The organism is Mycobacterium sp. 1245852.3, assembly GCF_001669335.1.
GTDB classification, from domain to species: Bacteria; Actinomycetota; Actinomycetes; order Mycobacteriales; family Mycobacteriaceae; genus Mycobacterium; species Mycobacterium europaeum_A.
Genome location: NZ_LZLL01000188.1, coordinates 1 through 20,312 on the forward strand (window position 1 = coordinate 1; position 20,312 = coordinate 20,312).

Annotated in this window: 23 protein-coding genes; 15 read left to right on the forward strand and 8 right to left on the reverse strand. The window is 70.1% G+C overall.

Annotated features, from left to right (window positions below):
- From A9W96_RS08310 to A9W96_RS08320, 3 genes are all read left to right on the forward strand, one after another.
- The coding region (locus A9W96_RS08310) for an FAD-dependent thymidylate synthase (protein ID WP_197499456.1) at positions 1–239 on the forward strand (239 nt) is incomplete at its 5' end.
- Positions 240–309: 70 nt separating this feature from the next.
- Positions 310–1,212, forward strand: coding sequence for a 4-hydroxy-tetrahydrodipicolinate synthase (dapA, locus tag A9W96_RS08315; RefSeq protein ID WP_066879648.1), 903 nt, complete (start codon positions 310–312; stop codon positions 1,210–1,212).
- Between the two features lie 19 nt (positions 1,213–1,231).
- Positions 1,232–2,908 carry a ribonuclease J gene (locus A9W96_RS08320; RefSeq protein WP_067138892.1) on the forward strand — a complete coding sequence of 559 codons (1,677 nt, stop codon included), beginning with the start codon at positions 1,232–1,234 and terminating at the stop codon, positions 2,906–2,908.
- Between the two features lie 90 nt (positions 2,909–2,998).
- On the opposite strand, the gene A9W96_RS08325 is transcribed toward A9W96_RS08320, so the two are convergent.
- The 3 genes from A9W96_RS08325 to A9W96_RS08335 are packed head-to-tail and all read right to left on the reverse strand — an operon-like array spanning position 2,999 to position 5,021.
- On the reverse strand, positions 2,999–3,871 hold the full coding sequence (locus A9W96_RS08325) for an SAM-dependent methyltransferase (protein WP_082972103.1): 873 nt from the start codon (positions 3,869–3,871) through the stop codon (positions 2,999–3,001).
- Between the two features lie 5 nt (positions 3,872–3,876).
- Positions 3,877–4,707 carry a mycofactocin-coupled SDR family oxidoreductase gene (locus tag A9W96_RS08330; RefSeq protein WP_066860805.1) on the reverse strand — a complete coding sequence of 277 codons (831 nt, stop codon included), beginning with the start codon at positions 4,705–4,707 and terminating at the stop codon, positions 3,877–3,879.
- Positions 4,707–5,021, reverse strand: a complete 315-nt coding sequence (locus tag A9W96_RS08335) for a putative quinol monooxygenase (protein ID WP_066860802.1) — start codon at positions 5,019–5,021, stop codon at positions 4,707–4,709. The genes A9W96_RS08330 and A9W96_RS08335 overlap by 1 nt, the downstream gene beginning before the upstream one ends.
- Before the next feature lie 2 nt (positions 5,022–5,023).
- On the opposite strand from A9W96_RS08335, the gene A9W96_RS08340 reads away from it, so the two are divergent.
- Entirely contained in the window at positions 5,024–7,708 is a 2,685-nt protein-coding gene (locus A9W96_RS08340) for a DNA translocase FtsK (protein WP_156765157.1), read from the forward strand.
- Positions 7,709–7,759: 51 nt separating this feature from the next.
- On the opposite strand, the gene A9W96_RS08345 is transcribed toward A9W96_RS08340, so the two are convergent.
- The gene (locus tag A9W96_RS08345; RefSeq protein ID WP_066860799.1) at positions 7,760–8,293 is read right to left on the reverse strand and encodes an amino-acid N-acetyltransferase; all 534 of its coding nucleotides are present in this window, start codon (positions 8,291–8,293) and stop codon (positions 7,760–7,762) included.
- A gap of 38 nt (positions 8,294–8,331) precedes the next feature.
- On the opposite strand from A9W96_RS08345, the gene pgsA reads away from it, so the two are divergent.
- The 4 genes from pgsA (at position 8,332) to A9W96_RS08365 (ending at position 11,138) form a co-directional block, all read left to right on the forward strand.
- Positions 8,332–8,940 (forward strand): CDP-diacylglycerol--glycerol-3-phosphate 3-phosphatidyltransferase, encoded by a 609-nt coding sequence (gene pgsA / locus A9W96_RS08350; RefSeq protein WP_067138906.1) that lies wholly within the window; start codon positions 8,332–8,334, stop codon positions 8,938–8,940.
- A 108-nt stretch (positions 8,941–9,048) separates the two neighbouring features.
- On the forward strand, positions 9,049–9,375 hold the full coding sequence (clgR, locus tag A9W96_RS08355) for a transcriptional regulator ClgR (protein WP_066860796.1): 327 nt from the start codon (positions 9,049–9,051) through the stop codon (positions 9,373–9,375).
- 124 nt (positions 9,376–9,499) lie between these two features.
- Positions 9,500–10,318: a phage shock protein PspA gene (gene pspA, locus A9W96_RS08360; protein ID WP_067138894.1), complete on the forward strand. Its 819-nt coding sequence runs from the start codon at positions 9,500–9,502 to the stop codon at positions 10,316–10,318.
- A gap of 10 nt (positions 10,319–10,328) precedes the next feature.
- Entirely contained in the window at positions 10,329–11,138 is an 810-nt protein-coding gene (locus A9W96_RS08365; protein WP_066860790.1) for a hypothetical protein, read from the forward strand.
- A 16-nt stretch (positions 11,139–11,154) separates the two neighbouring features.
- Here A9W96_RS08365 and A9W96_RS08370 read toward each other — a convergent pair whose 3' ends face one another.
- Positions 11,155–11,586, reverse strand: a complete 432-nt coding sequence (locus A9W96_RS08370) for a limonene-1,2-epoxide hydrolase family protein (RefSeq protein WP_067138896.1) — start codon at positions 11,584–11,586, stop codon at positions 11,155–11,157.
- Between the two features lie 50 nt (positions 11,587–11,636).
- Between A9W96_RS08370 and A9W96_RS08375 the strand changes: the two genes are divergently transcribed.
- The 3 genes from A9W96_RS08375 to A9W96_RS08385 are packed head-to-tail and all read left to right on the forward strand — an operon-like array spanning position 11,637 to position 13,373.
- Entirely contained in the window at positions 11,637–12,803 is a 1,167-nt protein-coding gene (locus tag A9W96_RS08375; protein WP_067138908.1) for a glycosyltransferase, read from the forward strand.
- A 49-nt stretch (positions 12,804–12,852) separates the two neighbouring features.
- Positions 12,853–13,125: a hypothetical protein gene (locus A9W96_RS08380; RefSeq protein WP_066879634.1), complete on the forward strand. Its 273-nt coding sequence runs from the start codon at positions 12,853–12,855 to the stop codon at positions 13,123–13,125.
- Between the two features lie 41 nt (positions 13,126–13,166).
- Entirely contained in the window at positions 13,167–13,373 is a 207-nt protein-coding gene (locus A9W96_RS08385) for a DUF3046 domain-containing protein (protein WP_067023057.1), read from the forward strand.
- Between the two features lie 40 nt (positions 13,374–13,413).
- Here A9W96_RS08385 and A9W96_RS08390 read toward each other — a convergent pair whose 3' ends face one another.
- Together A9W96_RS08390 and A9W96_RS08395 are read right to left on the reverse strand one after the other, a co-directional pair.
- Entirely contained in the window at positions 13,414–14,040 is a 627-nt protein-coding gene (locus A9W96_RS08390; protein WP_066860941.1) for a flavodoxin family protein, read from the reverse strand.
- A gap of 54 nt (positions 14,041–14,094) precedes the next feature.
- Complete coding sequence (locus tag A9W96_RS08395) at positions 14,095–14,754, reverse strand: (2Fe-2S)-binding protein (protein ID WP_067138898.1); 660 nt, start codon at positions 14,752–14,754, stop codon at positions 14,095–14,097.
- Between the two features lie 232 nt (positions 14,755–14,986).
- Here A9W96_RS08395 and recA point away from each other — a divergent pair, with 232 nt between their 5' ends.
- From recA to A9W96_RS08415, 4 genes are read left to right on the forward strand one after another with little or no spacing between them, the layout of a single operon-like run.
- Complete coding sequence (recA, locus tag A9W96_RS08400; RefSeq protein ID WP_066860775.1) at positions 14,987–16,039, forward strand: recombinase RecA; 1,053 nt, start codon at positions 14,987–14,989, stop codon at positions 16,037–16,039.
- Positions 16,005–16,526 carry a recombination regulator RecX gene (gene recX / locus A9W96_RS08405; protein ID WP_067138900.1) on the forward strand — a complete coding sequence of 174 codons (522 nt, stop codon included), beginning with the start codon at positions 16,005–16,007 and terminating at the stop codon, positions 16,524–16,526. Before recA ends, recX begins: the two co-directional genes overlap by 35 nt.
- A gap of 59 nt (positions 16,527–16,585) precedes the next feature.
- Positions 16,586–18,097, forward strand: coding sequence for a tRNA (N6-isopentenyl adenosine(37)-C2)-methylthiotransferase MiaB (miaB, locus tag A9W96_RS08410; protein ID WP_197499457.1), 1,512 nt, complete (start codon positions 16,586–16,588; stop codon positions 18,095–18,097).
- Positions 18,094–18,714, forward strand: coding sequence for a hypothetical protein (locus tag A9W96_RS08415; protein WP_067022077.1), 621 nt, complete (start codon positions 18,094–18,096; stop codon positions 18,712–18,714). Before miaB ends, A9W96_RS08415 begins: the two co-directional genes overlap by 4 nt.
- Before the next feature lie 5 nt (positions 18,715–18,719).
- Here the strand turns inward: A9W96_RS08415 and A9W96_RS08420 are convergent, their stop codons facing one another.
- On the reverse strand, positions 18,720–20,048 hold the full coding sequence (locus A9W96_RS08420) for a DUF349 domain-containing protein (protein ID WP_066860765.1): 1,329 nt from the start codon (positions 20,046–20,048) through the stop codon (positions 18,720–18,722).
- Between the last annotated feature and the right edge of the window lie 264 nt (positions 20,049–20,312).

Below are 20,312 nucleotides of genomic sequence, written 5' to 3' on the forward strand. Positions count from 1 at the left end.
GCGCCGTGCTGCCCAACGCAACCGAGACCCGCATCGTGGTGACCGGCAACTACCGGGCGTGGCGCCACTTCATCGCGATGCGCGCCAGCGAGCACGCCGACGTGGAAATCCGGCGGCTGGCCATCGAATGCCTGCGCCAGCTCTCGGGCGTGGCGCCCGCGGTGTTCGCCGACTTCGAGATCTCCACCCTGGCCGATGGCACGGAGGTCGCAACCAGCCCGCTGGCGACCGAAGCCTGACGCGAAGTCGCGCGACGGCGCGTCTACGCGGGTGCTAAATACCTTGCTGGGGCCAGGTAACCTGAACACCGTGAGCACCGCCGGATTCGACGCCCCAGCGCGGCTGGGAACCGTGCTGACCGCGATGGTCACACCGTTTCGGCCCGACGGCTCCGTCGACACCGCCGCGGCCGCCCAGCTGGCCAATCACCTGATCGACGCGGGCTGCGACGGCCTGGTGATCTCCGGCACCACCGGCGAGTCCCCGACCACCACCGACGACGAGAAGCGAGAGCTGCTGCGCGTCGTGCTGGACGCCGTCGGCGACCGGGCCCGCGTCATCGCCGGCGCCGGCACCTACGACACCGCCCACAGCGTCCGGCTGGCCAAGGCCTGCGCGGCCGAGGGCGCCCACGGGCTGCTGGTGGTCACGCCGTACTACTCCAAGCCGCCGCAGAGCGGGCTGATCGCCCACTTCACCACCGTCGCCGACGCGACCGACCTGCCGGTGCTGCTCTACGACATCCCGCCGCGCTCGGTGATACCGATCCAGCCCGACACCATCCGCGCGCTGGCCGCCCACCCGAACATCGTCGGGATCAAGGACGCGAAGGCCGACCTGCACAGCGGGGGCCAGATCATCGCCGAGACCGGACTGGCCTACTACTCCGGCGACGACGCGCTGAACCTGCCGTGGCTGGCCATGGGTGCGACCGGCTTCATCAGCGTGATCTCGCACGTGGCCGCGGGGCAGCTGCGGGAGATGTTGTCCGCCTTCAGCTCCGGGGACATCGCCACCGCCCGCAAGATCAACGCCACCGTCGCCCCGCTGTGCGACGCGATGGCCCGGCTGGGCGGGGTGACCATGTCCAAGGCCGGCCTGCGCCTGCAGGGCATCGACGTCGGCGATCCGCGGTTGCCCCAAATGCCCGCCACGCCAGAACAACTCGAGGCGTTGGCCGCCGATATGCGTGCGGCGTCAGTGCTGCGGTGACCCGAGGAGTTTCCGAGAAGTGGATGTAGACCTCGCCCCGCCAGGCCCCTTGGCCACGGGAGGGTTGCGGGTCACCGCTCTTGGCGGCATCAGCGAAATCGGCCGCAACATGACGGTTTTCGAGCACCTGGGCCGGCTGCTGATCATCGACTGCGGGGTGATGTTCCCCACCCACGACGAGCCCGGGGTCGATCTGATCCTGCCGGATCTGCGCCACATCGAAGACCGGCTCGACGACATCGAGGCGCTGGTGCTCACCCACGCCCACGAGGACCACATCGGCGGCATTCCCTTCCTGCTCAAGCTGCGCCCCGACATCCCGGTCGTCGGTTCGAAGTTCACGCTGGCGCTGGTCGCGGCGAAATGCCGCGAGCACCGCCTCAAGCCGGTGTTCGTCGAGGTGGGCGAGGGCCAGAAGAGCAGTCACGGCGTGTTCAAATGCCAGTACTTCGCCGTCAACCACTCCATCCCCGACGCGCTGGCGATCGCCGTACACACCGGTGCCGGAACCGTCCTGCACACCGGTGACATCAAGCTCGACCAGCTTCCCCTGGACGGCCGCCCCACCGACCTGCCCGGCATGTCCCGGCTCGGTGACGCCGGGGTGGACCTGTTCCTGTGCGATTCCACCAATGCCGAGCACCCGGGTGTCGGCCCGTCGGAAAGCGAAGTGGGCCCGACGCTGCACCGGCTGATCCGCGGCGCCGAAGGCCGCGTCATCGTGGCATGCTTCGCCTCCAACGTCGACCGCGTGCAGCAAATCATCGACGCCGCAGTCGCATTGGGCCGGCGGGTCTCGTTCGTCGGTCGATCCATGGTGCGCAACATGGGCATCGCCCGCGAACTCGGGTTCCTGCGGGTGGCCGACTCGGACGTGATCGACATCGGCGCCGCCGAGATGATGCCGCCCGAGCAGGTGGTGCTGATCACCACCGGCACGCAGGGCGAACCGATGTCGGCGTTGTCGCGGATGTCGCGCGGCGAGCACCGCAGCATCACCCTGACCGCCGGTGACCTGGTGGTGCTGGCGTCGTCGCTGATCCCGGGCAACGAGGAGGCGGTCTACGGCGTCATCGACGAGCTCGCCAAGATCGGTGCCCGCGTCGTCACCAATGCCCAAGCGCGCGTGCATGTTTCGGGGCACGCCTACGCCGGGGAATTGTTGTTCCTGTACAACGGGATTCGGCCGCGCCACGTCATGCCCGTGCACGGGACCTGGCGCATGCTGCGCGCCAACTCCAAACTCGCGGCCCGCACCGGCGTGCCGGAGGAGTCGATCCTGCTGGCCGAGAACGGCGTGAGCGTCGACCTGGTGGCGGGCAAGGCCTCCATCGCCGGCGCGGTGCCGGTGGGCAAGATGTTCGTCGACGGCCTGATCAACGGCGACGTCGGCGACATCACCCTGGGCGAGCGGCTCATCCTGTCGTCGGGCTTCGTGGCGGTGACCGTCATCGTCACCCGCGGCACCGGTCGCCCGGTCGCCCCGCCGCACCTGCAATCGCGCGGATTCTCCGAGGACCCCAAGGCGCTCGAACCCGCCGTGCGCCGGGTCGAGGCCGAACTGGAAGCGCTTGCGGCCGAGAACATCACCGATCCGGGCCGCATCGCTCAGGGCGTGCGGCGCACCGTCGGCAAGTGGGTGGGCGAGACCTACCGCCGCCAGCCGATGATCGTGCCAACCGTCATCGAGGTCTGAACTCGGCGTCTGGGCCGCGAAACTTAACTCATTGCGGTGATGACCGGCGTGTCGTCGCAGACGTTTAAGTGTCGCGCAGGGACGCTGCACTCAGATCTTCTCGGCGTAGGCCGACCACTCCAGTTGCGAGGCCTTGAGTTTGCGGCCGGTGGGCTCGACGTAGCGCTGCACTAGCTCGTCGGGACCGGCCTGCTCCACCAGCCGCCAGCCGTATTCGCCGAGGAACGCGGCCACCTCGTCGGGCTGCAGACCGAAATGCCACAGCTGCCGCCGCTGGCGCACGGTGCGGTACAGGGTGCGGGTGCCATACCGGTTGGTGCCGTCGATGAAGTCCCTACGCACATAGGTGAACACCAACCGGCTGCCGGGCGCGGTCGCGCGCAGCCCGTCCAGGGTGCGCCGCACGGTCGCCTCGGTGAGGTACTGGGTGACGCCCTCGCAGATGAAGAACACCCGGTAGTCGGTGCGATAACCGTGCTCGGCCAGCGCGGTGAGCAGGTCGTCATGCTCGAGGTTCAACGCCACCAACCGAACCGACAGCGGCAGCTCGCCGAGCACCCGGCGGACCGTCTTGAACTTGCGCGCGACGTTCACCGGCAGATCGACCTCGAACACCGGGAGGCGGACCCGCCGCGTCAGCAGGTAGGCGCGGGTGTCCAGGCCCGCGCCGAGGATGACGACGGCGTTGATGTCGTCGAGCGACTCCTTGAGCTTGTCGGCGATAAAACGCTTGCGGCAGGCCAGGTTTGCCCACAAGCCCGGACCGGTGAACTCCGAGCCGCGGATCAGCGCCCGGCGCACCGGGGCGAACCGGGTGGCACCGACCAGCCACCGCAGCGGGGCGGGCAGGAACAGCTCCGCGAAGTCGTCGTCGACCAGGCGGCGGCCGGGCGCCTCGTTCTGCTCGACGGCGGCCAGCACCATCGGGCCAAATGCCGTCTGCGCAACCAGGTTTCGGGCCATGGCGGCTACTTGTTCAGGAATCCCGCGTCGACGGGCAGGGTCACGCCGGTGATGTAGCGAGCCTGGTCGGACACCAGCCACGCCACCGCGTTGGCGACGTCCTCGACGTCGAGCACCTCCACCGGCATGGCGTTGCCCATGGCGCCCGGCGTGTCGGTCGCGGCGGCCATCTTCGCCAGCCACTCGCGGGTGAACTCGTTGTTGATCATCGGCGTCTCGACCCCGGACGGATGGATCGAGTTGACCCGAATCATCTGTCCAGCAAGCAGATTCGCATAGACCCGCATCAGCCCGACCACCCCGTGCTTGGCGGCGGCATAGCCGACGGAACCGGCGTCGGGGCCGCTGACCCCGGCCAGCCCCGCGCTCGAGCTGATCAGCACGATCGACCCGCCGGTGCCCTGCTTGACCATCGTGGGTATCGCGACCTTGATGGTGTGGTAGACGCCGGTCAGGTTGACGTTGATGACGTCGTGCCAGCCGTCGTCACCGGACTGCATGGGGGCGATGCCGGCGTTGGCCACCACGATGTCCAGCCGGCCGAACTCGTCCAGGCCGGCCTGCAGTGCCGCCGACAGCGATTCGCGGTCGCGGACGTCGCCACGAGAGGCCACGATCCGGGAGCCGGTGTCTTCCACCAGCTTCACGGTGGCCGCCAGGTCTTCCGGCGTGGCCAGCGCGTAGGGCACGCTGGCGATCTGGTCGCACAGGTCGACGGCGATGATGTCCGCGCCGTCGGCGGCCAGCCGCACCGCGTGCGCACGGCCCTGCCCGCGCGCCGCGCCGGTGATGAAGGCGACCTTGCCCGTCAGGGGCCCTTCGGACGACCTGGCCATCAGGGCCGCAACTGTCCTTTGGCCGGATCGCCCGCCGGGACCGGCTGCAGCATCTTGATGTCGGGCGCCCCGTCCAGGTGCTCGCCGGCCGCGGTGAACATCTTGGTGACCGCCGGTGCGGTGCTGTGCGCCTTGAGCGCCTCGGCGTCGGCCCACTGCTCGACGAAGACGAAGGTCTCGCCCGATTCGTGCACGGCATACAGCTGGCAGCCCGGCTCCTCGTGCACCTCCACGGCCGCGGTTTTGAGGATGTCGCGAACGGTGTCGACCGACTCGGGTTTGACGGTCAAGGTGGCGACGACGACGACGGGCATTGATGGCCTCCTGGGCGCTCCGGGTGGGTGACGAGCACGACTTCTCGCAACCGGATGTCACCCTACTCACGCGATGTGAGGGCCGATTCGGGCCATGCCGGACAAGCCGGGCCGTTACCAGTGTGGCGGGTGGTGTAGATGATGCCGTTGCGACTACGCTTGCCGGCATGCCCAGTAAGACCGCCGCCCGCTCCGGAAGCCGAACGAGCAGGTCAAAGGCCACATCGCGGCCCAGCCGGTCCCGGGGAGCGCGCCCGGCGGCGCCCCGCAAGAAGTCCGGCAAGCCCGCCAGGCGGCGTAACCAGGCCCCGCTGGTTTCCGCCGGGCTGACCTGCGGTCGCGCCATGCGCGCCATCTGGATGATGGCCGCGCGGGGAACGGGCGGCGCGGCCCGGTCGATCGGGCGCGCCCACGACATCGACCCGGGGCATCGCCGCGACGGCATCGCGCTGCTGCTGCTGGGCTTTTCGGTGGTGGTCGCCGCCAGTTCGTGGTTCCACGCCGCTGGGCCGGTCGGGACGTGGGTCGACACGGCGCTGCGGACCTTCATCGGCGCGGGTGTGCTCGCGCTGCCGGTCGTCACCGCCGCGGTGGCGGTGACGCTGATGCGCACCGAGCCGAACCCCGACGTGCGGCCCCGGCTGATCCTGGGCGCCAGCCTGATCACCCTGTCGGTGCTCGGGTTGCGCCACCTGTGGTCCGGTTCGCCGGGCGACCCCGAGGCGCGCCGCCGCGCGGCCGGTTTCATCGGCTTCGCCATCGGCGGGCCGCTCTCGGACGGGCTCACCCCGTGGATCGCGGCGCCGCTGCTGTTCATCGGCTTCATGTTCGGCCTGTTGCTGCTGACCGGCACTACGATCCGCGAGGTGCCCGTGGTGATGCGCAACCTGTTCCACACCCGGTTCGTCGACGAGGGCTACGACGACGAGCCGTACGACCACGCCGACGAGTTCGACGACTTTGAGGACGCTGCCGCGGCGGACCGCGACGGCTACCACGACGAGGCGCCTGCCGTCCCCGACGAGGCGCCGCCGCCGGCCTGGTCACCCGACGACGACGCCCAGGCCGCGCTGCAGGACGACATTCCCACCGTGCCCGAGCCCGCCGTCCAGCCCACGTCGCGGGGCCGCAAGCGCGGGCGGTCGGCGGACAAGCACGACACCGTCGAGCTGGACCGGGTCGTCGAGGGCCCCTACACGCTGCCCTCGCTGAACCTGCTGGTCGCCGGGGACCCACCCAAGAACCGCAGCGCCGCCAACAACGTCATGGCCGACGCCATCACCGAGGTGCTGACCCAGTTCAAGGTGGACGCCGCCGTCACCGGCTGCACCCGCGGACCGACCGTCACCCGCTACGAGGTCGAGCTGGGGCCGGGCGTGAAGGTCGAGAAGATCACCGCGCTGCAGAAGAACATCGCCTATGCGGTGGCCACCGAGAGCGTGCGCATGCTGGCCCCGATCCCGGGCAAGTCCGCGGTCGGCATCGAGGTGCCCAACACCGACCGAGAGATGGTGCGGCTGGCCGACGTGCTCACCGCGCCGTCGACCCGGCGCGACCACCACCCGCTGGTGATCGGGCTGGGCAAGGACATCGAGGGCGACTTCATCTCGGCCAACCTGGCCAAGATGCCGCACCTGCTGGTCGCCGGTTCCACGGGATCCGGTAAGTCCAGCTTCGTCAACTCGATGCTGATCTCGCTGCTGGCCCGGGCCACCCCCGAGGAGGTCAGGATGATCCTGATCGACCCGAAGATGGTGGAACTCACGCCTTACGAAGGCATTCCGCACCTGATCACGCCGATCATCACCCAGCCCAAGAAGGCGGCGGCCGCGCTGGCGTGGCTGGTCGAGGAGATGGAGCAGCGCTACCAGGACATGCAGGCCTCCCGGGTGCGCCACATCGACGACTTCAACGAGAAGGTGCGCTCCGGCGCCATCACCGCGCCGCTGGGCAGTCAGCGCGAGTACCGGCCCTACCCGTATGTGGTGGCGATCGTCGACGAGCTGGCCGACCTGATGATGACCGCCCCGCGCGACGTCGAGGACGCCATCGTGCGGATCACCCAGAAGGCCCGCGCCGCCGGCATTCACCTGGTGCTGGCCACCCAGCGGCCGTCGGTGGACGTGGTCACCGGGCTGATCAAGACCAACGTGCCGTCGCGGCTGGCGTTTGCGACGTCGTCGCTGACCGACAGCCGCGTCATCCTGGACCAAGCAGGCGCGGAAAAGCTGATCGGCATGGGCGACGGCCTGTTCCTGCCGATGGGCGCGGGCAAGCCGATCCGGCTGCAGGGCGCATACATCACCGACGAGGAGATCCACGCCGTCGTCACCGCCTGCAAGGACCAGGCCGAACCGGAGTACACCGAGGGCGTCACCGCCGCCAAGCCCACCGGCGAACGCACCGACGTCGACCCCGACATCGGCGACGACATGGACGTGTTCCTGCAGGCAGTCGAGCTGGTGGTGTCCAGCCAGTTCGGTTCGACGTCGATGCTGCAGCGCAAGCTGCGCGTCGGCTTCGCCAAGGCCGGCCGGCTGATGGACCTGATGGAGACCCGCGGGATCGTCGGGCCGTCGGAGGGCTCCAAGGCGCGTGAGGTGCTGATCAAGCCCGACGAACTGGCCGGAACGCTGGCGCTGATCCGCGGCGGCAGCGATGCCAACGGATCCGACGAAGACGAGTAGCGGCGATCGCGAGGGCGGCGCAGCCGGGCGATGCGGGTCGCCGCCATCGAGCTAGAGCACCAGCAGCATCCGGGAGTTGCCGAGGATGTTGGGCTTGACGTAGCTGAGGTCCAGGAACTCGGCGACACCGATGTCATACGACCGGCACATCTCCTCGAACACCTCGGCGGTCACGGGCGTGCCCTCGATCTCGGTGAACCCGTGCCGGGCGAAGAACTCGGTTTCGAACGTCAACACGAACAGCCGCTTCAGGGCCAGCTCGCGAGCGACCTCGAGCAGCCGGTCGACGATCGCGTGGCCGATGCCGTGGCCGGTCATCGCCGGATCGACCGCGACGGTGCGGATCTCGCCGAGGTCGGACCACATCACGTGCAGGGCGCCGCAACCGACCACCCGGCCCTCGTGCTCGGCCACCCAGAACTCCTGCACGGCCTCGTACAGCGTCACCAAATTCTTCTCGAGCAGGATCTTTCCGGCGTAGGTGTCGACCAGGTGCTTGATGGCCGGAACATCGGATGTTCGCGCGCGCCGAACCAGCGGCCGATAACGCTCTGGACTTCTGCTCACGGCTAACAGTATCGACATCTCGGACGGCTGTGCTGGTCAACCGTTATTCTGTTGCCGTGTCGGGGCAGCCGCAGACGGGTCCGTTAACCGGACCGCCGGGCCGCGCAAACATCGCCAATCTCGCCAATACGCTGACCCTGTTGCGGCTGGTGCTGGTGCCGGTCTTCCTGCTCGCCCTGTTCGCCGGCGACGGCCGCGAAAGCGGCTTCCGCGTAATCGCTTTCGTCATCTTCGCGATCGCCTGCATCACCGATCGGCTGGACGGCCTGCTGGCCCGCAACTACGGCATGGCGACCGAATTCGGCGCGTTCGTCGATCCGATCGCCGACAAGACGCTGGTGGGCTCGGCGCTGATCGGGCTCTCGATGCTCGGGGAGCTGCCGTGGTGGGTCACGGTGCTGATCCTGACGCGCGAATTCGGGGTGACCGTGCTGCGGCTGGCCGTGATTCGCCGCGGCGTCATCCCGGCCAGCTGGGGCGGCAAACTCAAGACCGTCGTGCAGGTGCTGGCCATCGGCTTGTTCGTGCTGCCCTGGACGGGAACCCCGGGGCCGTTCCGGGTGGTCGCGGAGGTGGTGATGGGCGCGGCGATCGTGCTGACGGTGATCACCGGCATCGACTACGTCGTGTCGACGGTGCGGGAAGTCCGCCGCACGCCCGGTTGATTCTCCGGCCCCGACCGGGAACCAGACCACCGCTCTCGGCGTTCACCTAGTGAGCACCTGCCGCAGCAGTGCGTGCCGCGCAGGGCCGACCGGACGAAGGAGGGCGGGATGGCGCCATTGGTGCGCGAGGTCATCGGCGACGTGCTGCGCGAGGCCCGCACGACACAGGGCCGCACGTTGCGCGAGGTCTCCGATTCGGCGCGGGTGAGCCTCGGCTACCTGTCCGAGGTGGAGCGCGGCCGCAAGGAGCCCTCCAGCGAGCTGCTGAACGCGATCTGCGACGCGCTGGACGTACCGTTGTCGTCGGTTCTCATCCACGCCGGCGAGCGGATGGCCAGCGAGGAGCGCACGGCCGTCGGCGCGCCCGCGGACGGGGCGAGCGGCACCAGCATCAAGGTCGTCATCCCACCGGTGGCCTCGTTGGCGTTGGCCTGAGCGCCGGGCACCGATCCCGCGTAAGGGGTGGGGCGATCGGCGCCGACCCACTAAATTGAGCGACAGGCGCAGAGCCCCTCAGGCCCACCCGGGGATCCTCAAGAAGCGAAGGCGGAGCTAACTCATGGCCAATCCGTTCGTCAAGGCGTGGAAGTACCTCACGGCGCTGTTCAACGCCAAGATCGACGAGCACGCCGACCCCAAAGTGCAGATCCAGCAGGCCATCGAGGAAGCGCAACGCACGCACCAGGCGCTGACCCAGCAGGCCGCGCAGGTCATCGGCAACCAGCGGCAGCTGGAGATGCGGCTCAACCGTCAGCTGGCGGACGTGGAGAAGCTGCAGGTCAACGTGCGTCAGGCGTTGACGCTGGCCGACCAGGCCACCGCGGCCGGGGACGCCGCCAAGGCGACCGAGTACAACAACGCCGCCGAGGCGTTCGCCGCCCAGCTGGTGACCGCCGAGCAGAGCGTCGAAGACCTCAAGACGCTGCACGACCAGGCGCTGGGCGCGGCCGCGCAGGCCAAGAAGGCCGTCGAGCAGAACGCCATGGTGCTGCAGCAGAAGATCGCCGAGCGCACCAAGCTGCTCAGCCAGCTCGAGCAGGCCAAGATGCAGGAGCAGGTGAGCGCCTCGCTGCAGTCGATGAGCGATCTCGCCGCCCCCGGCAACGTGCCCAGCCTCGACGAGGTGCGCGACAAGATCGAGCGACGGTACGCCAACGCGATCGGGGCCGCCGAGCTCGCGCAGGGGTCGGTGCAGGGCCGGATGCGCGAGGTCGAGCAGGCCGGGGTGCAGATGGCTGGCCATTCCCGGCTCGAGCAGATTCGCGCCTCGATGCGCGGGGAGGCCCTGCCGACCGGCGGGACGCCGGCCGCGGGGACGACGCCCGCGCCCGCGGAGAGCGCTGGCGGCTCGGTGACCGAGAAGCCACTTGGCCAGTAGCCGAAGCGTCATGGCGGTGAAGGCGTCGCGGCCCGGTCCGTGGCGCGCGTTCCTGCACCGCGGACTGGCCACCGCCGCCGACCTGTCCGACCTGGTGGCCCGCAAGCTCAGCGCGGCCGCGGACCCGCGCGCACGCCAGTTGCGGCGCCGTCGTCGCGCGCTGCGCTGGGGCCTGATCTTCAGCGCGGGCTGTGTGTTCTGGGCGGCGGTGACGATGCTGCTGGCGGCCTGGGGCTGGTTCGCGCTGCTGCTCGAAATCACCGGCGGCGTCGCGGTTTTCATGGCTATCCCGGCGACGCTGTTGCTGCTTCGCTATCGCTGGCTGCGCTCCGAGCCGCTGCCGGTGCCGCGGGCCACCACTGTGCGCCGGCTGCCGCCGCCGGGTTCGGCGGCGCGCCCGGCGATGTACGCGCTGGGCGCCTCCGAGCGTGGATTTTCCTCCCTGGTGGCGGTGATCGAGCGGGGCGCGATGTTGCCGGCCGCCGAGATCCGCGACCTGACCGCCGCCGCCACCAGAACCTCGGCCGCCATGGCGTCCACCGCCGCGCAGGTGGTGTCGATGGAGCGGGCGGCCGAAGCCAGCGCGGAATCGCGGACGTATCTGGTGCCCACCATCAACGCGTTCACCGCCCAGCTGTCTGCGGGCGTTCGCCAATACAACGAAATGGTCACCGCGGCAGCGCAATTGGTGTCCTCGGCGAACGGCGACGGATCGGCCGCGTCGCAGCACTACCGCGCGGAGCTGGCCGGGGCGACGGACCGGCTGCTCGGTTGGGCGCAGGCCTTCGACGAACTCGGCGGGCTGCGGGGAACCGGCTAGTCGCCGAGAAGCGTTGTCAGAACGTCGCTTTCAGCGACGGCACCAACAGCGCCGCCAGGCCGCGCGCGGTGGCCTTGAGCATGTCGAAGAAGTCAAAGTAATCCCGCCACAACGTGATTCGCCCGCTCTGGACCTCGAACACGCCGCACACCCAGAACTGCAGACGCAGCGGGCCGAAGATCAGCGCGTCGGTGCGTTCGGTCAGCACCGCGCCGCCGTCGGCCGCGATGCGGTGGATCTTCACCTCGAAGGCCGCGCGGCCCTCCATCTGGCGAAACAGTTTGACGGCCCTGGCCCGGCCATGGATGGTGGGCAGGCCGACGTTCTCGTAGACGAGGTCGTCGGCCAGCGCGGCGCCCGCGGCGTCGTAATCCGCCTCCTGCAGCGCGTTCAGGAAGCCTTCGACCGTACGGGTGTTCGCAACGGTTGTCCCAGTCAGCTCGGTCATCTTGTCAGCGTAGGCGCGTGGCCGCGGGGCGCTATGGCAGGGTGAGCACGATGCGCGTCGCCGTGGTCGCCGGGCCGGATCCCGGGCATTCGTTCCCGGCGATTGCGCTGTGCCAACGCTTCGCCGAAGCCGGTGACGAACCCACGATCTTCACCGGCGCCGAATGGCTCGACGCCGCCCGCGGCGCCGGCATCGACGCCGTCGCGCTGGACGGGCTGGCCGCCACCGACGACGACGTCGACGCCGGCGCCAGGATTCACCGGCGCGCCGCGCGGATGGCGGTACTCAACGTGCCCGCGCTGCGCGAACTCGCGCCCGACCTGGTGGTGTCCGACGTCATCACCGCCGGCGGCGGCATGGCCGCCGAACTGCTCGGCATCCCGTGGATCGAGCTCAACCCGCACCCGCTGTACCTGCCGTCGAAAGGCCTGCCGCCGATAGGCAGTGGGCTGGCGCCGGGCACCGGCATCCGGGGCCGGCTGCGCGACGCCACCATGCGCGCGCTGACGGCGCGGTCCTGGCGGGCCGGGCTGCGGCAACGGTCGGCTTCCCGCGTCGAGATCGGCCTGCCGGCCCGCGATCCCGGGCCGCTGCGGCGGCTGATCGCGACGCTGCCCGCGCTGGAGGTCCCCCGCCCGGACTGGCCGGCCGAGGCCGTCCTGGTCGGGCCGTTGCACTTCGAACCGACCGACCGCGTCCTCGAGGTTCCGGCCGGCTCCGGGCCGGTGGTGGTCATCGCGCCGTCGACCGCACTGATCGGGACGGAAGGCCTGGCCGAAGTCGCGTTGGAGTGCTTGACGCCGGGGGAGACGATGCCGGCGGGCTCGCGCCTGCTGGTGTCGCGGCTGGACGGACCGGAGCTCGCGGTGCCGCCGTGGGCGGCGGTCGGGCTGGGGCGTCAGGACGAGCTGCTCGCGCACGCCGACCTGGTGATCTGCGGCGGCGGCCACGGCATGGTGGCCAAGACGCTGCTGGCCGGCGTGCCGCTGGTGGTGGTGCCCGGCGGCGGCGACCAGTGGGAGATCGCCAACCGGGTGCTGCGCCAGGGCAGCGCGCGGCTGATCCGCCCGCTGACCGCCGACGCGTTGGTGGCCGCGGTCAACGAGGTGCTGTCGTCGCCCCGCTACCGGGCCGCGGCGCAGGCCGCGGCCGCCGGCATCGCCGACGTCGCCGATCCGGTCCGGGTGTGCCGCGACGCGCTTGCGGTGGCCGGATGAACCGCGGCGCCCCGGGCCGGTGGCCCTATGCTTCGGCGGGAGGCACTCGATGAGGATCATCACGACAATCGCCGCCGGCACCCTGCTGGCCGGCTCGCTGGGCGGCGCCGCCGTCGCGCACGCCGACAGTCCCGAGGAACAGCAGGCCTGCCAGTTGCTGGACGATCCGGCCGCCGCGCAACAGGGACTCGCTCCGGCCGAATACACCTTCATGCAATTGCGGGCCACCATGTCGGCCCAACGCGCGCGCGACATCATGTCGATTGCGGTCCAGGAGGACTGCCCGAATCACATCGTCGATCTGCCGGCCAGCTGGAGGTAGGCGGGCCGCCCGCTCAGGTGTCCGATCCATGTGCGCTGGGTATGTTGACTGGCGTGCGGCTAACGGAGTTTCACGAGCGGGTGGTGCTGCGCTTCGGCACCACGTACGGGTCTTCGGTCCTGGTGGATCACGTGCTGAGCGGCTTCGGCGGGCGCACCGCCGCCCAGGCCATCGAGGCCGGCATCGAGCCGCGCGACGTGTGGCGGGCGTTGTGCGTCGACTTCGACGTGCCGCGCGAACAGTGGTGATCGCCGCGCGCTATTCGTAGTTATTCGTAGTTATTCGTAGTTATTCGTAGGCCGGGTAGCCGTTCTGCCGCAGCACGGTGGCCAGGTGCACGGCGTTGCGCGCCGCATTTCCGGTGGCCGACGCGACCGGCTCGGGGACGCCGTCGAGGTCGGTGTAGTCGGTGCCCTGCATCGCCTCGCCGTTCCAGTAGGTGCAGCCCTGCGCGGCGATCGAGAACCCGATGTCGTTGAGCGCCTGAAACAGGTCGGCCACGATCTTGTGCGCCCCGTCCTCGTTGCCCACGACCGCGGCCAGCGCCACCTTGCCCACCATCGCCGGTCGGCCCGCGTCGTCGGTGTCGGACAGCTCGGCATCGAGGCGCTCCAGGACGCGCTGGGCGACGCTGGACATGTGGCCGACCCAGGTGGGCGTCGACACGATGACGATGTCCGCCGATTTGATCTTGTCCAGCAGCGCCGGCCACTCGTCGCCGGGACCCATGTCCGCCTCGACCCCGGGCAGCAGCGCCAGGTCCACGCAGCGCACCTTCTCACCCTCGACGCCCGCGCTGCGCAGCTGATCGAGCAACTGGTCGGCGAGCAGTTCGCTGCTGGACGGCGCCGGGCTCTTCTTCAACGAGCAGACCAACGCGATAGCGCGCAGGGACGGGGTTGCGGCTGAGGACATGGTGCTCACGTACCCCGACCGGGCAACGACAAACGAGGCCCGCGCCCGAGCGGCCTATCCCGGCACCCGGTGCAGCACGCAATCACCGCACAGCGAACCCGCGGGCAGCCGATAGAAGAGGCAGCAGCTGCGGCGCAGGAATCCCAGCTGCGGGCCGGTGATGACACCGGATCCGGCCAGCACGCCGGTGTCCAGCAGCGACCCGGTCAGCTCGGTGGTCTTGCGGTGCAGGTCGGGCCGCGCCGCCACCAGGGCCCGTGCGGCGCCCACCAGCGCGGAGGCGATGTTGCCCGCGAGCAGGGCGGGCGCCAGGTTGACCCGCAGGCCGGCGGCGAGCGGTTGCAGGTGTTCTTCGACGACCACCCGGTACAGCGCGTCGTGCGAATCGACGGGCTGCCCGACGGGCCTGGGCAGTCGTAACCGGGCGTCGTCGTCGGCGCGTTGCAGTTCATCGAGGTCGGGGACGACGCCGTGGCCGATCGCGCAGGCGAGCACCGGTGACCACAGCCGGGTGGCGTGGGCGAGGTGGACCAGCGACGCGCCGATCCGCAGGTCCGTCGTGTGGTAGCGGCGGGCGGTGGCGTCGATCAGGTCGGCGCAGCCGTCGGCGTAGGACCGCGCGACCGGATGCCATCCCGCCGGGTCCCCACCCACGGTCAGCGCGAAAAAGCCTCCGTAGGAAGCCGTTTCGGCCAGCTGGGGGGAGATGTCCATGGGTTCGCGACCGCCTCTCGGGGGGATCCGCCCCCGAAGAGGCCCGTCGGCGCCTTTCGATCGCCGATGTTGCCACACGCGCCGGGGCGCAACGGCGTGTCGAACTTGAATCGAACACCTGTTCGGCTAGTGTGGTGAGCGTTCGGCCAGTCAACTTGTCGGTGACCTTCTCTAGTGTCACCGCCAACCGACCGATACCGGTCAGACGAACACCGACTATAGGAGAGACACCATGGCGCAAGCCCCCGACCGCGAGAAGGCTCTCGAACTGGCGATGGCCCAGATCGAAAAGAGCTACGGCAAAGGCTCGGTGATGCGTCTCGGCGACGAGACGCGTCAGCCGATTTCGATCATCCCCACCGGATCCATCGCGCTGGACGTGGCCCTGGGCATCGGCGGGCTGCCCCGTGGCCGGGTCGTGGAGATCTACGGCCCGGAATCGTCGGGTAAGACCACGGTCGCCCTGCACGCGGTGGCCAACGCCCAAGCCGCCGGCGGCGTCGCCGCCTTCATCGACGCCGAGCACGCCCTGGACCCGGAGTACGCCAAGAAGCTCGGCGTGGACACCGATTCCCTGCTGGTCAGCCAGCCCGACACGGGGGAGCAGGCCCTCGAGATCGCCGACATGCTGATCCGCTCCGGCGCGCTGGACATCCTGGTCATCGACTCGGTGGCCGCGCTGGTGCCGCGCGCCGAGCTCGAAGGCGAGATGGGCGACAGCCACGTCGGGCTGCAGGCTCGGCTGATGAGCCAGGCGCTGCGCAAAATGACTGGCGCGCTGAACAATTCGGGCACCACCGCAATCTTCATCAACCAGTTGCGCGAGAAGATCGGGGTGATGTTCGGCAGCCCCGAAACCACCACGGGTGGAAAGGCGTTGAAGTTCTACGCGTCGGTGCGCATGGACGTGCGCCGGATCGAGACGCTCAAGGACGGCACCAACGCGGTCGGTAACCGCACCCGGGTCAAGATCGTCAAGAACAAGGTGGCGCCGCCCTTCAAGCAGGCCGAGTTCGACATCCTCTACGGCCAGGGGGTCAGCCGGGAGGGCTCGCTGATCGACATGGGCGTGGAGCAGGGCTTCATCCGCAAGTCCGGCTCCTGGTTCACCTATGAGGGCGAGCAACTCGGCCAGGGCAAGGAGAACGCCCGCACGTTCCTGAAGGAAAACGACGAAGTCGCCAACGAGATCGAGAAGAAGATCAAGGAAAAGCTCGGCATTGGCGCGGTCGTGACCGATGGCTTGTCCGATGACAGCGTCCTGCCCGCCCCCGTCGACTTCTGAGCCCTCCCGCGAGGAGCAGGCGCGAGCGCTGTGCCTGCGCCTGCTCACCGCGAGAGCGCGCACCCGCGCCGAACTGCGCGGCCGGCTGGCCAAGCGCGGCTATCCCGACGACGTCAGTGAGCGGGTGCTCGACCGGTTGGCCTCCGTCGGCCTGATCGACGACGCCGACTTCGCCCAGCAGTGGGTGCAGTCCCGCCGGACCCACGCAGGGAAAAGCAAGCGCGCCTTGGCCGCCGAACTGCACACCAAGGGCATCGACAACGACGTGATCACCTCGGTGCTCGCCGGGATCGACGCCGGCGCCGAGCGGGACCGGGCGGAGCAGTTGGTCCGGTCCAAGCTGCGCCGGGAAACGCTGAACGACGACGATGCCCGGGTGACCCGCAGGCTGGTGGGGATGCTGGCGCGCCGTGGCTACAGCCAGAACATGGCGTGCGAGGTCGTCTTCGCCGAGCTGGCCGCCGAGCGGGAGCGGCGCCGGGTCTAGCCCTGACGTGCGGTTTCTCGCGTGCCGACCGGCCGCCGTACCATGGCCGGGTGACTTCGATGGTGCGAGAGACCGTGGCGGCGGACGCCGCACCGGCGCGCACCTACCAAGTCCGCACCTACGGCTGCCAGATGAACGTCCACGACTCGGAGCGGTTGGCGGGCCTGCTGGAAGCGGCCGGATACCGACGCGCGGCCGAGGGTGCCGACGCCGACGTGGTCGTGTTCAACACCTGCGCGGTCCGGGAGAACGCCGACAACAAGCTGTACGGCAACCTCAGCCACCTGGCGCCCCGCAAGCGCGGCAATCCCGAGATGCAGATCGCCGTCGGCGGCTGCCTGGCCCAAAAGGACCGCGACGCGCTGCTGCGCAAGGCGCCCTGGGTCGACGTCATCTTCGGCACGCACAACATCGGGTCGCTGCCCACCCTGCTGGAGCGGGCCCGGCACAACCAGGTCGCCCAGGTGGAAATCGCCGAGGCGCTGCAGGAGTTTCCGTCGTCACTGCCCAGCGCTCGCGAATCCGCCTATGCCGCTTGGGTTTCCATCTCGGTCGGGTGCAACAACAGCTGCACGTTCTGCATCGTCCCGTCGCTGCGGGGAAAGGAGGTCGACCGCAGCCCGGACGACATCCTGGCCGAGGTCAGGTCACTGGTGGCCGACGGCGTGCTCGAGGTCACGCTGCTGGGCCAGAACGTCAACGCCTACGGGGTGTCCTTCGCCGACCCGGCGCTGCCGCGGGACCGCGGCGCCTTCGCCCGCCTGCTGCGGGCCTGCGGCGACATCGACGGGCTGGAGCGGGTGCGGTTCACCTCGCCGCACCCGGCCGAATTCACCGACGACGTCATCGAGGCCATGGCGCAGACGCCCAATGTCTGCCCCGCCCTGCACATGCCGCTGCAGTCCGGGTCGGACCGGGTGCTGCGCGCGATGCGGCGCTCGTACCGCGCCGAGCGCTACCTCGGCATCATCGACCGGGTCCGGGTCGCCATGCCGCACGCCGCCATCACCACCGACCTGATCGTCGGGTTCCCCGGTGAGACCGAAGAGGACTTCGCGGCCACACTGGACGTGGTGCGGGCGGCCCGCTTTTCGGCCGCGTTCACCTTCCAGTACTCCAAGCGGCCCGGCACCCCGGCCGCTGAACTCGACGGGCAGATCCCGAAAGCCGTTGTGCAGGAACGCTATGACCGGCTGATCGAGCTGCAGGAGGCGATCTCGCTGGAGGGCAACCAGGCGTTGATCGGTCAGACCGTCGAATTGTTGGTCGCCACCGGCGAAGGGCGCAAGGACAGCCGCACCGCCCGGATGAGCGGGCGGGCCCGCGACGGCCGGCTGGTGCACTTCGCCGTCGACACACCGGGCGACATCAGGCCCGGCGACATCGTCACCACGGCGATCACCGGGGCCGCGCCCCACCACCTCATCGCCGACGCGGGCGTCCTCACCCATCGCCGCACCCGGGCGGGTGATGCCCAGGCCGCCGGGCAGCGCCCACGCGGCATCGGCCTTGGCATGCCCGCCCTCGGGCCGCCCATCGGCCCGGCCGAACCCCTTGGATGTGCACGATGAAAAAAGAGACGAACAACGAAGATTTGCAGCTCGGCGCCCTGCGCACCGAGATCGAGGCCGCCGAACGCCGGGTGGCTCGCGGAATCGACCCGGGCCCGCGGGCCTTCTTCGTGTCGATCCTGGTGTTCGTGCTGCTGGCGTCGTTTGTCTTGCCGCACACCGGCGACGTGCGCGGCTGGGACGTGCTGTTCGGTAGCCACCACGCCGGTGCGGCCGCCGTGGCTTTGCCGTCGCGGGTGTTCGCCTGGCTGGCGCTGGTGTTCGGCGTGGGCTTCTCGATGCTGGCGCTGGTGACGCGGCGCTGGGCGCTGGCCTGGGTCGCGCTGGCCGGCACGGCCATCGCGGGCGCCGCGGGCATGCTGGCGATCTGGTCGCGCCAGACCGTCTCCGCGGGCCACCCGGGGCCGGGCTGGGGTCTGATCGTCGCCTGGCTGACCGTGCTCGTGCTGACCTACCACTGGGCGCGGGTGGTCTGGTCGCGCACCATCGTGCAACTGGCCGCCGAGGAGCAGCGGCGCCGCGTCGCGGCCGCGCAGCAGTCGACCTCGCTGCTGGACGGTCTGGACGAGCCCGCCGCCGGGACCACCGACGACCCCGGAACGACCAAGGGCGCCTGAGGGCGCTAAGGCTTGCGGGTCAGGGCCTCAACGGCCGCCTGCGCCCACTGCCGCCACTGCTCGGCGTTGGCTCGAGCCTCGTCGGCCTCCTTGGTCCGGCCCGCCGCGGCGGCCTTCTGAGCCTGCTGTTCGTACTGCTCGGCGCGGGCCTGGAACTGCTCGGCGCGGGCCTGCGCCTGCGGGTCGGACCAGCCGACGTCGCCGGCGTCGCGCACCTTCTTCTCGACCGCGCGCAGCCGCCGCTCCAACTCGGCGGACCGCTCGCGCGGCACCTTGCCGATCGCATCCCACTTCTCGGTGATCGCGCGCAGCGCCGCGCGGGCGGCGTCGTGGTTGCTGGTGTCGAGCTTCTCCGCCTCGGCCAGCAGCGCCTCTTTGGCGGCCGCGTTGGCCCGGAACTCCGCGTCCTTTTCCGCCGTCACGGCGTTGCGGGCGGTGAAGAACACGTCCTGGGCGGCCTTGAAACGCCGCCACAAGGCGTCGTCGACCTCCCGCGTCGCCCGCCCGGCCGCCTTCCACTCGGTCAGCAGTTTGCGGAATTCCGCGCTGGTCGCGGTCCAGTCGGTCGAGTCGGACAGCTCCTCGGCCCGCTCGCACAGGCGTTCCTTGGCCTGGCGGATCCCCGAGCGCTCCCGATCCAGCTCGGCGAAGTGCGATCCCCGCCGCCGGTTGAACGCCTCCCGAGCCGCCGAATAGCGCTTCCACAACGCGTCGTCGACCTTGCGGTCCACGCCGGTGATCGTCTTCCACTCGTCGAGGATCGCGCGGAACCGGTCGCCGGTGGCCTTCCACTGCGTCGAGTTGGCGGCCAACTCCTCGGCCTCCGCGGCCAGCGCCTCCTTGCGGGCGGTCTGGGTGGCCCGGTGCTCCTCACGGCGGGAGCGCTCCGCGGCGACCGTCGCCTCGGCGTGCTCGGCGATGGTGGTCAACCGGCCCGCCAGCGCATCGATGTCACCCAGCACGGCCGCCGTCGGCAGCGTCTCGGCCAGCTCGGCCGCGTGCGCCTTGATCTTGCGCGCGTCACCGCTTCCCGACGCCAGGCGCTCCTCCATCAGGGTGACCTCGGTGGCCAGGTCATCGAAGCGCCGGCCGAAGTGGGCGAACGCCGCCTCCCGGTCGCCGGCCTGCCAGGAGCCGATGATGCGCTCGCCGGCGCTGCTGATCAGCCACACCGTGCCGTCGTCGTCCACGCGGCCGAACTGGTGCGGATTGCTGGGCGGCGGCATCACCAGCGGGTGCGCGGTGGTGGGTCGCGGTGTCGGCCGGGGGCCGGGACGCGGCCCCGGGCGCGGCACTGGCCGAGCCGAATCGTCGCGAGGCTCGTCAGACGTCATGCGCTCGTCACTACCTTTCGCAACCTTCCGCGCGGTCCGAGTCCCGCGCACCTGCCGCGCGTAGCGGCACCATAGTCCTGCAGCTGCCGGAACCTTCACGGTTCGCCCAACAGCCGCCTAACGATATTCAAGCAGCTTGCCCTGCCCCACGCCGCCACCTTGGCATTCCTGACCGGACCGGCACCAGCACGGCGCCGGCACCCTGTGGATGCTTCGGCGGCGGTGGCCATCGCCTCCCCGCCGGCCCGCGACCGCGCGCGTGGC

Excerpts from the sequence above, each read along its gene's own strand:
- A9W96_RS08340 (WP_156765157.1), top strand. The coding sequence starts at position 5,024 with ATGGCCTCCTGGGCGCTCCGGGTGGGTGACGAGCACGACTTCTCGCAA.
- pspA (WP_067138894.1), top strand. The coding sequence starts at position 9,500 with ATGGCCAATCCGTTCGTCAAGGCGTGGAAGTACCTCACGGCGCTGTTC.
- A9W96_RS08370 (WP_067138896.1), bottom strand. The coding sequence starts at position 11,586 with ATGACCGAGCTGACTGGGACAACCGTTGCGAACACCCGTACGGTCGAA.
- clgR (WP_066860796.1), top strand. The coding sequence starts at position 9,049 with ATGGCGCCATTGGTGCGCGAGGTCATCGGCGACGTGCTGCGCGAGGCC.
- A9W96_RS08335 (WP_066860802.1), bottom strand. The coding sequence starts at position 5,021 with ATGCCCGTCGTCGTCGTCGCCACCTTGACCGTCAAACCCGAGTCGGTC.
- A9W96_RS08385 (WP_067023057.1), top strand. The coding sequence starts at position 13,167 with ATGTTGACTGGCGTGCGGCTAACGGAGTTTCACGAGCGGGTGGTGCTG.
- A9W96_RS08345 (WP_066860799.1), bottom strand. The coding sequence starts at position 8,293 with ATGTCGATACTGTTAGCCGTGAGCAGAAGTCCAGAGCGTTATCGGCCG.
- miaB (WP_197499457.1), top strand. The coding sequence starts at position 16,586 with ATGGTGCGAGAGACCGTGGCGGCGGACGCCGCACCGGCGCGCACCTAC.
- recA (WP_066860775.1), top strand. The coding sequence starts at position 14,987 with ATGGCGCAAGCCCCCGACCGCGAGAAGGCTCTCGAACTGGCGATGGCC.
- A9W96_RS08330 (WP_066860805.1), bottom strand. The coding sequence starts at position 4,707 with ATGGCCAGGTCGTCCGAAGGGCCCCTGACGGGCAAGGTCGCCTTCATC.
- A9W96_RS08395 (WP_067138898.1), bottom strand. The coding sequence starts at position 14,754 with ATGGACATCTCCCCCCAGCTGGCCGAAACGGCTTCCTACGGAGGCTTT.
- recX (WP_067138900.1), top strand. The coding sequence starts at position 16,005 with ATGACAGCGTCCTGCCCGCCCCCGTCGACTTCTGAGCCCTCCCGCGAG.
- A9W96_RS08380 (WP_066879634.1), top strand. The coding sequence starts at position 12,853 with ATGAGGATCATCACGACAATCGCCGCCGGCACCCTGCTGGCCGGCTCG.
- A9W96_RS08420 (WP_066860765.1), bottom strand. The coding sequence starts at position 20,048 with ATGACGTCTGACGAGCCTCGCGACGATTCGGCTCGGCCAGTGCCGCGC.
- A9W96_RS08325 (WP_082972103.1), bottom strand. The coding sequence starts at position 3,871 with ATGGCCCGAAACCTGGTTGCGCAGACGGCATTTGGCCCGATGGTGCTG.
- A9W96_RS08390 (WP_066860941.1), bottom strand. The coding sequence starts at position 14,040 with ATGTCCTCAGCCGCAACCCCGTCCCTGCGCGCTATCGCGTTGGTCTGC.
- A9W96_RS08375 (WP_067138908.1), top strand. The coding sequence starts at position 11,637 with ATGCGCGTCGCCGTGGTCGCCGGGCCGGATCCCGGGCATTCGTTCCCG.
- A9W96_RS08415 (WP_067022077.1), top strand. The coding sequence starts at position 18,094 with ATGAAAAAAGAGACGAACAACGAAGATTTGCAGCTCGGCGCCCTGCGC.
- A9W96_RS08365 (WP_066860790.1), top strand. The coding sequence starts at position 10,329 with ATGGCGGTGAAGGCGTCGCGGCCCGGTCCGTGGCGCGCGTTCCTGCAC.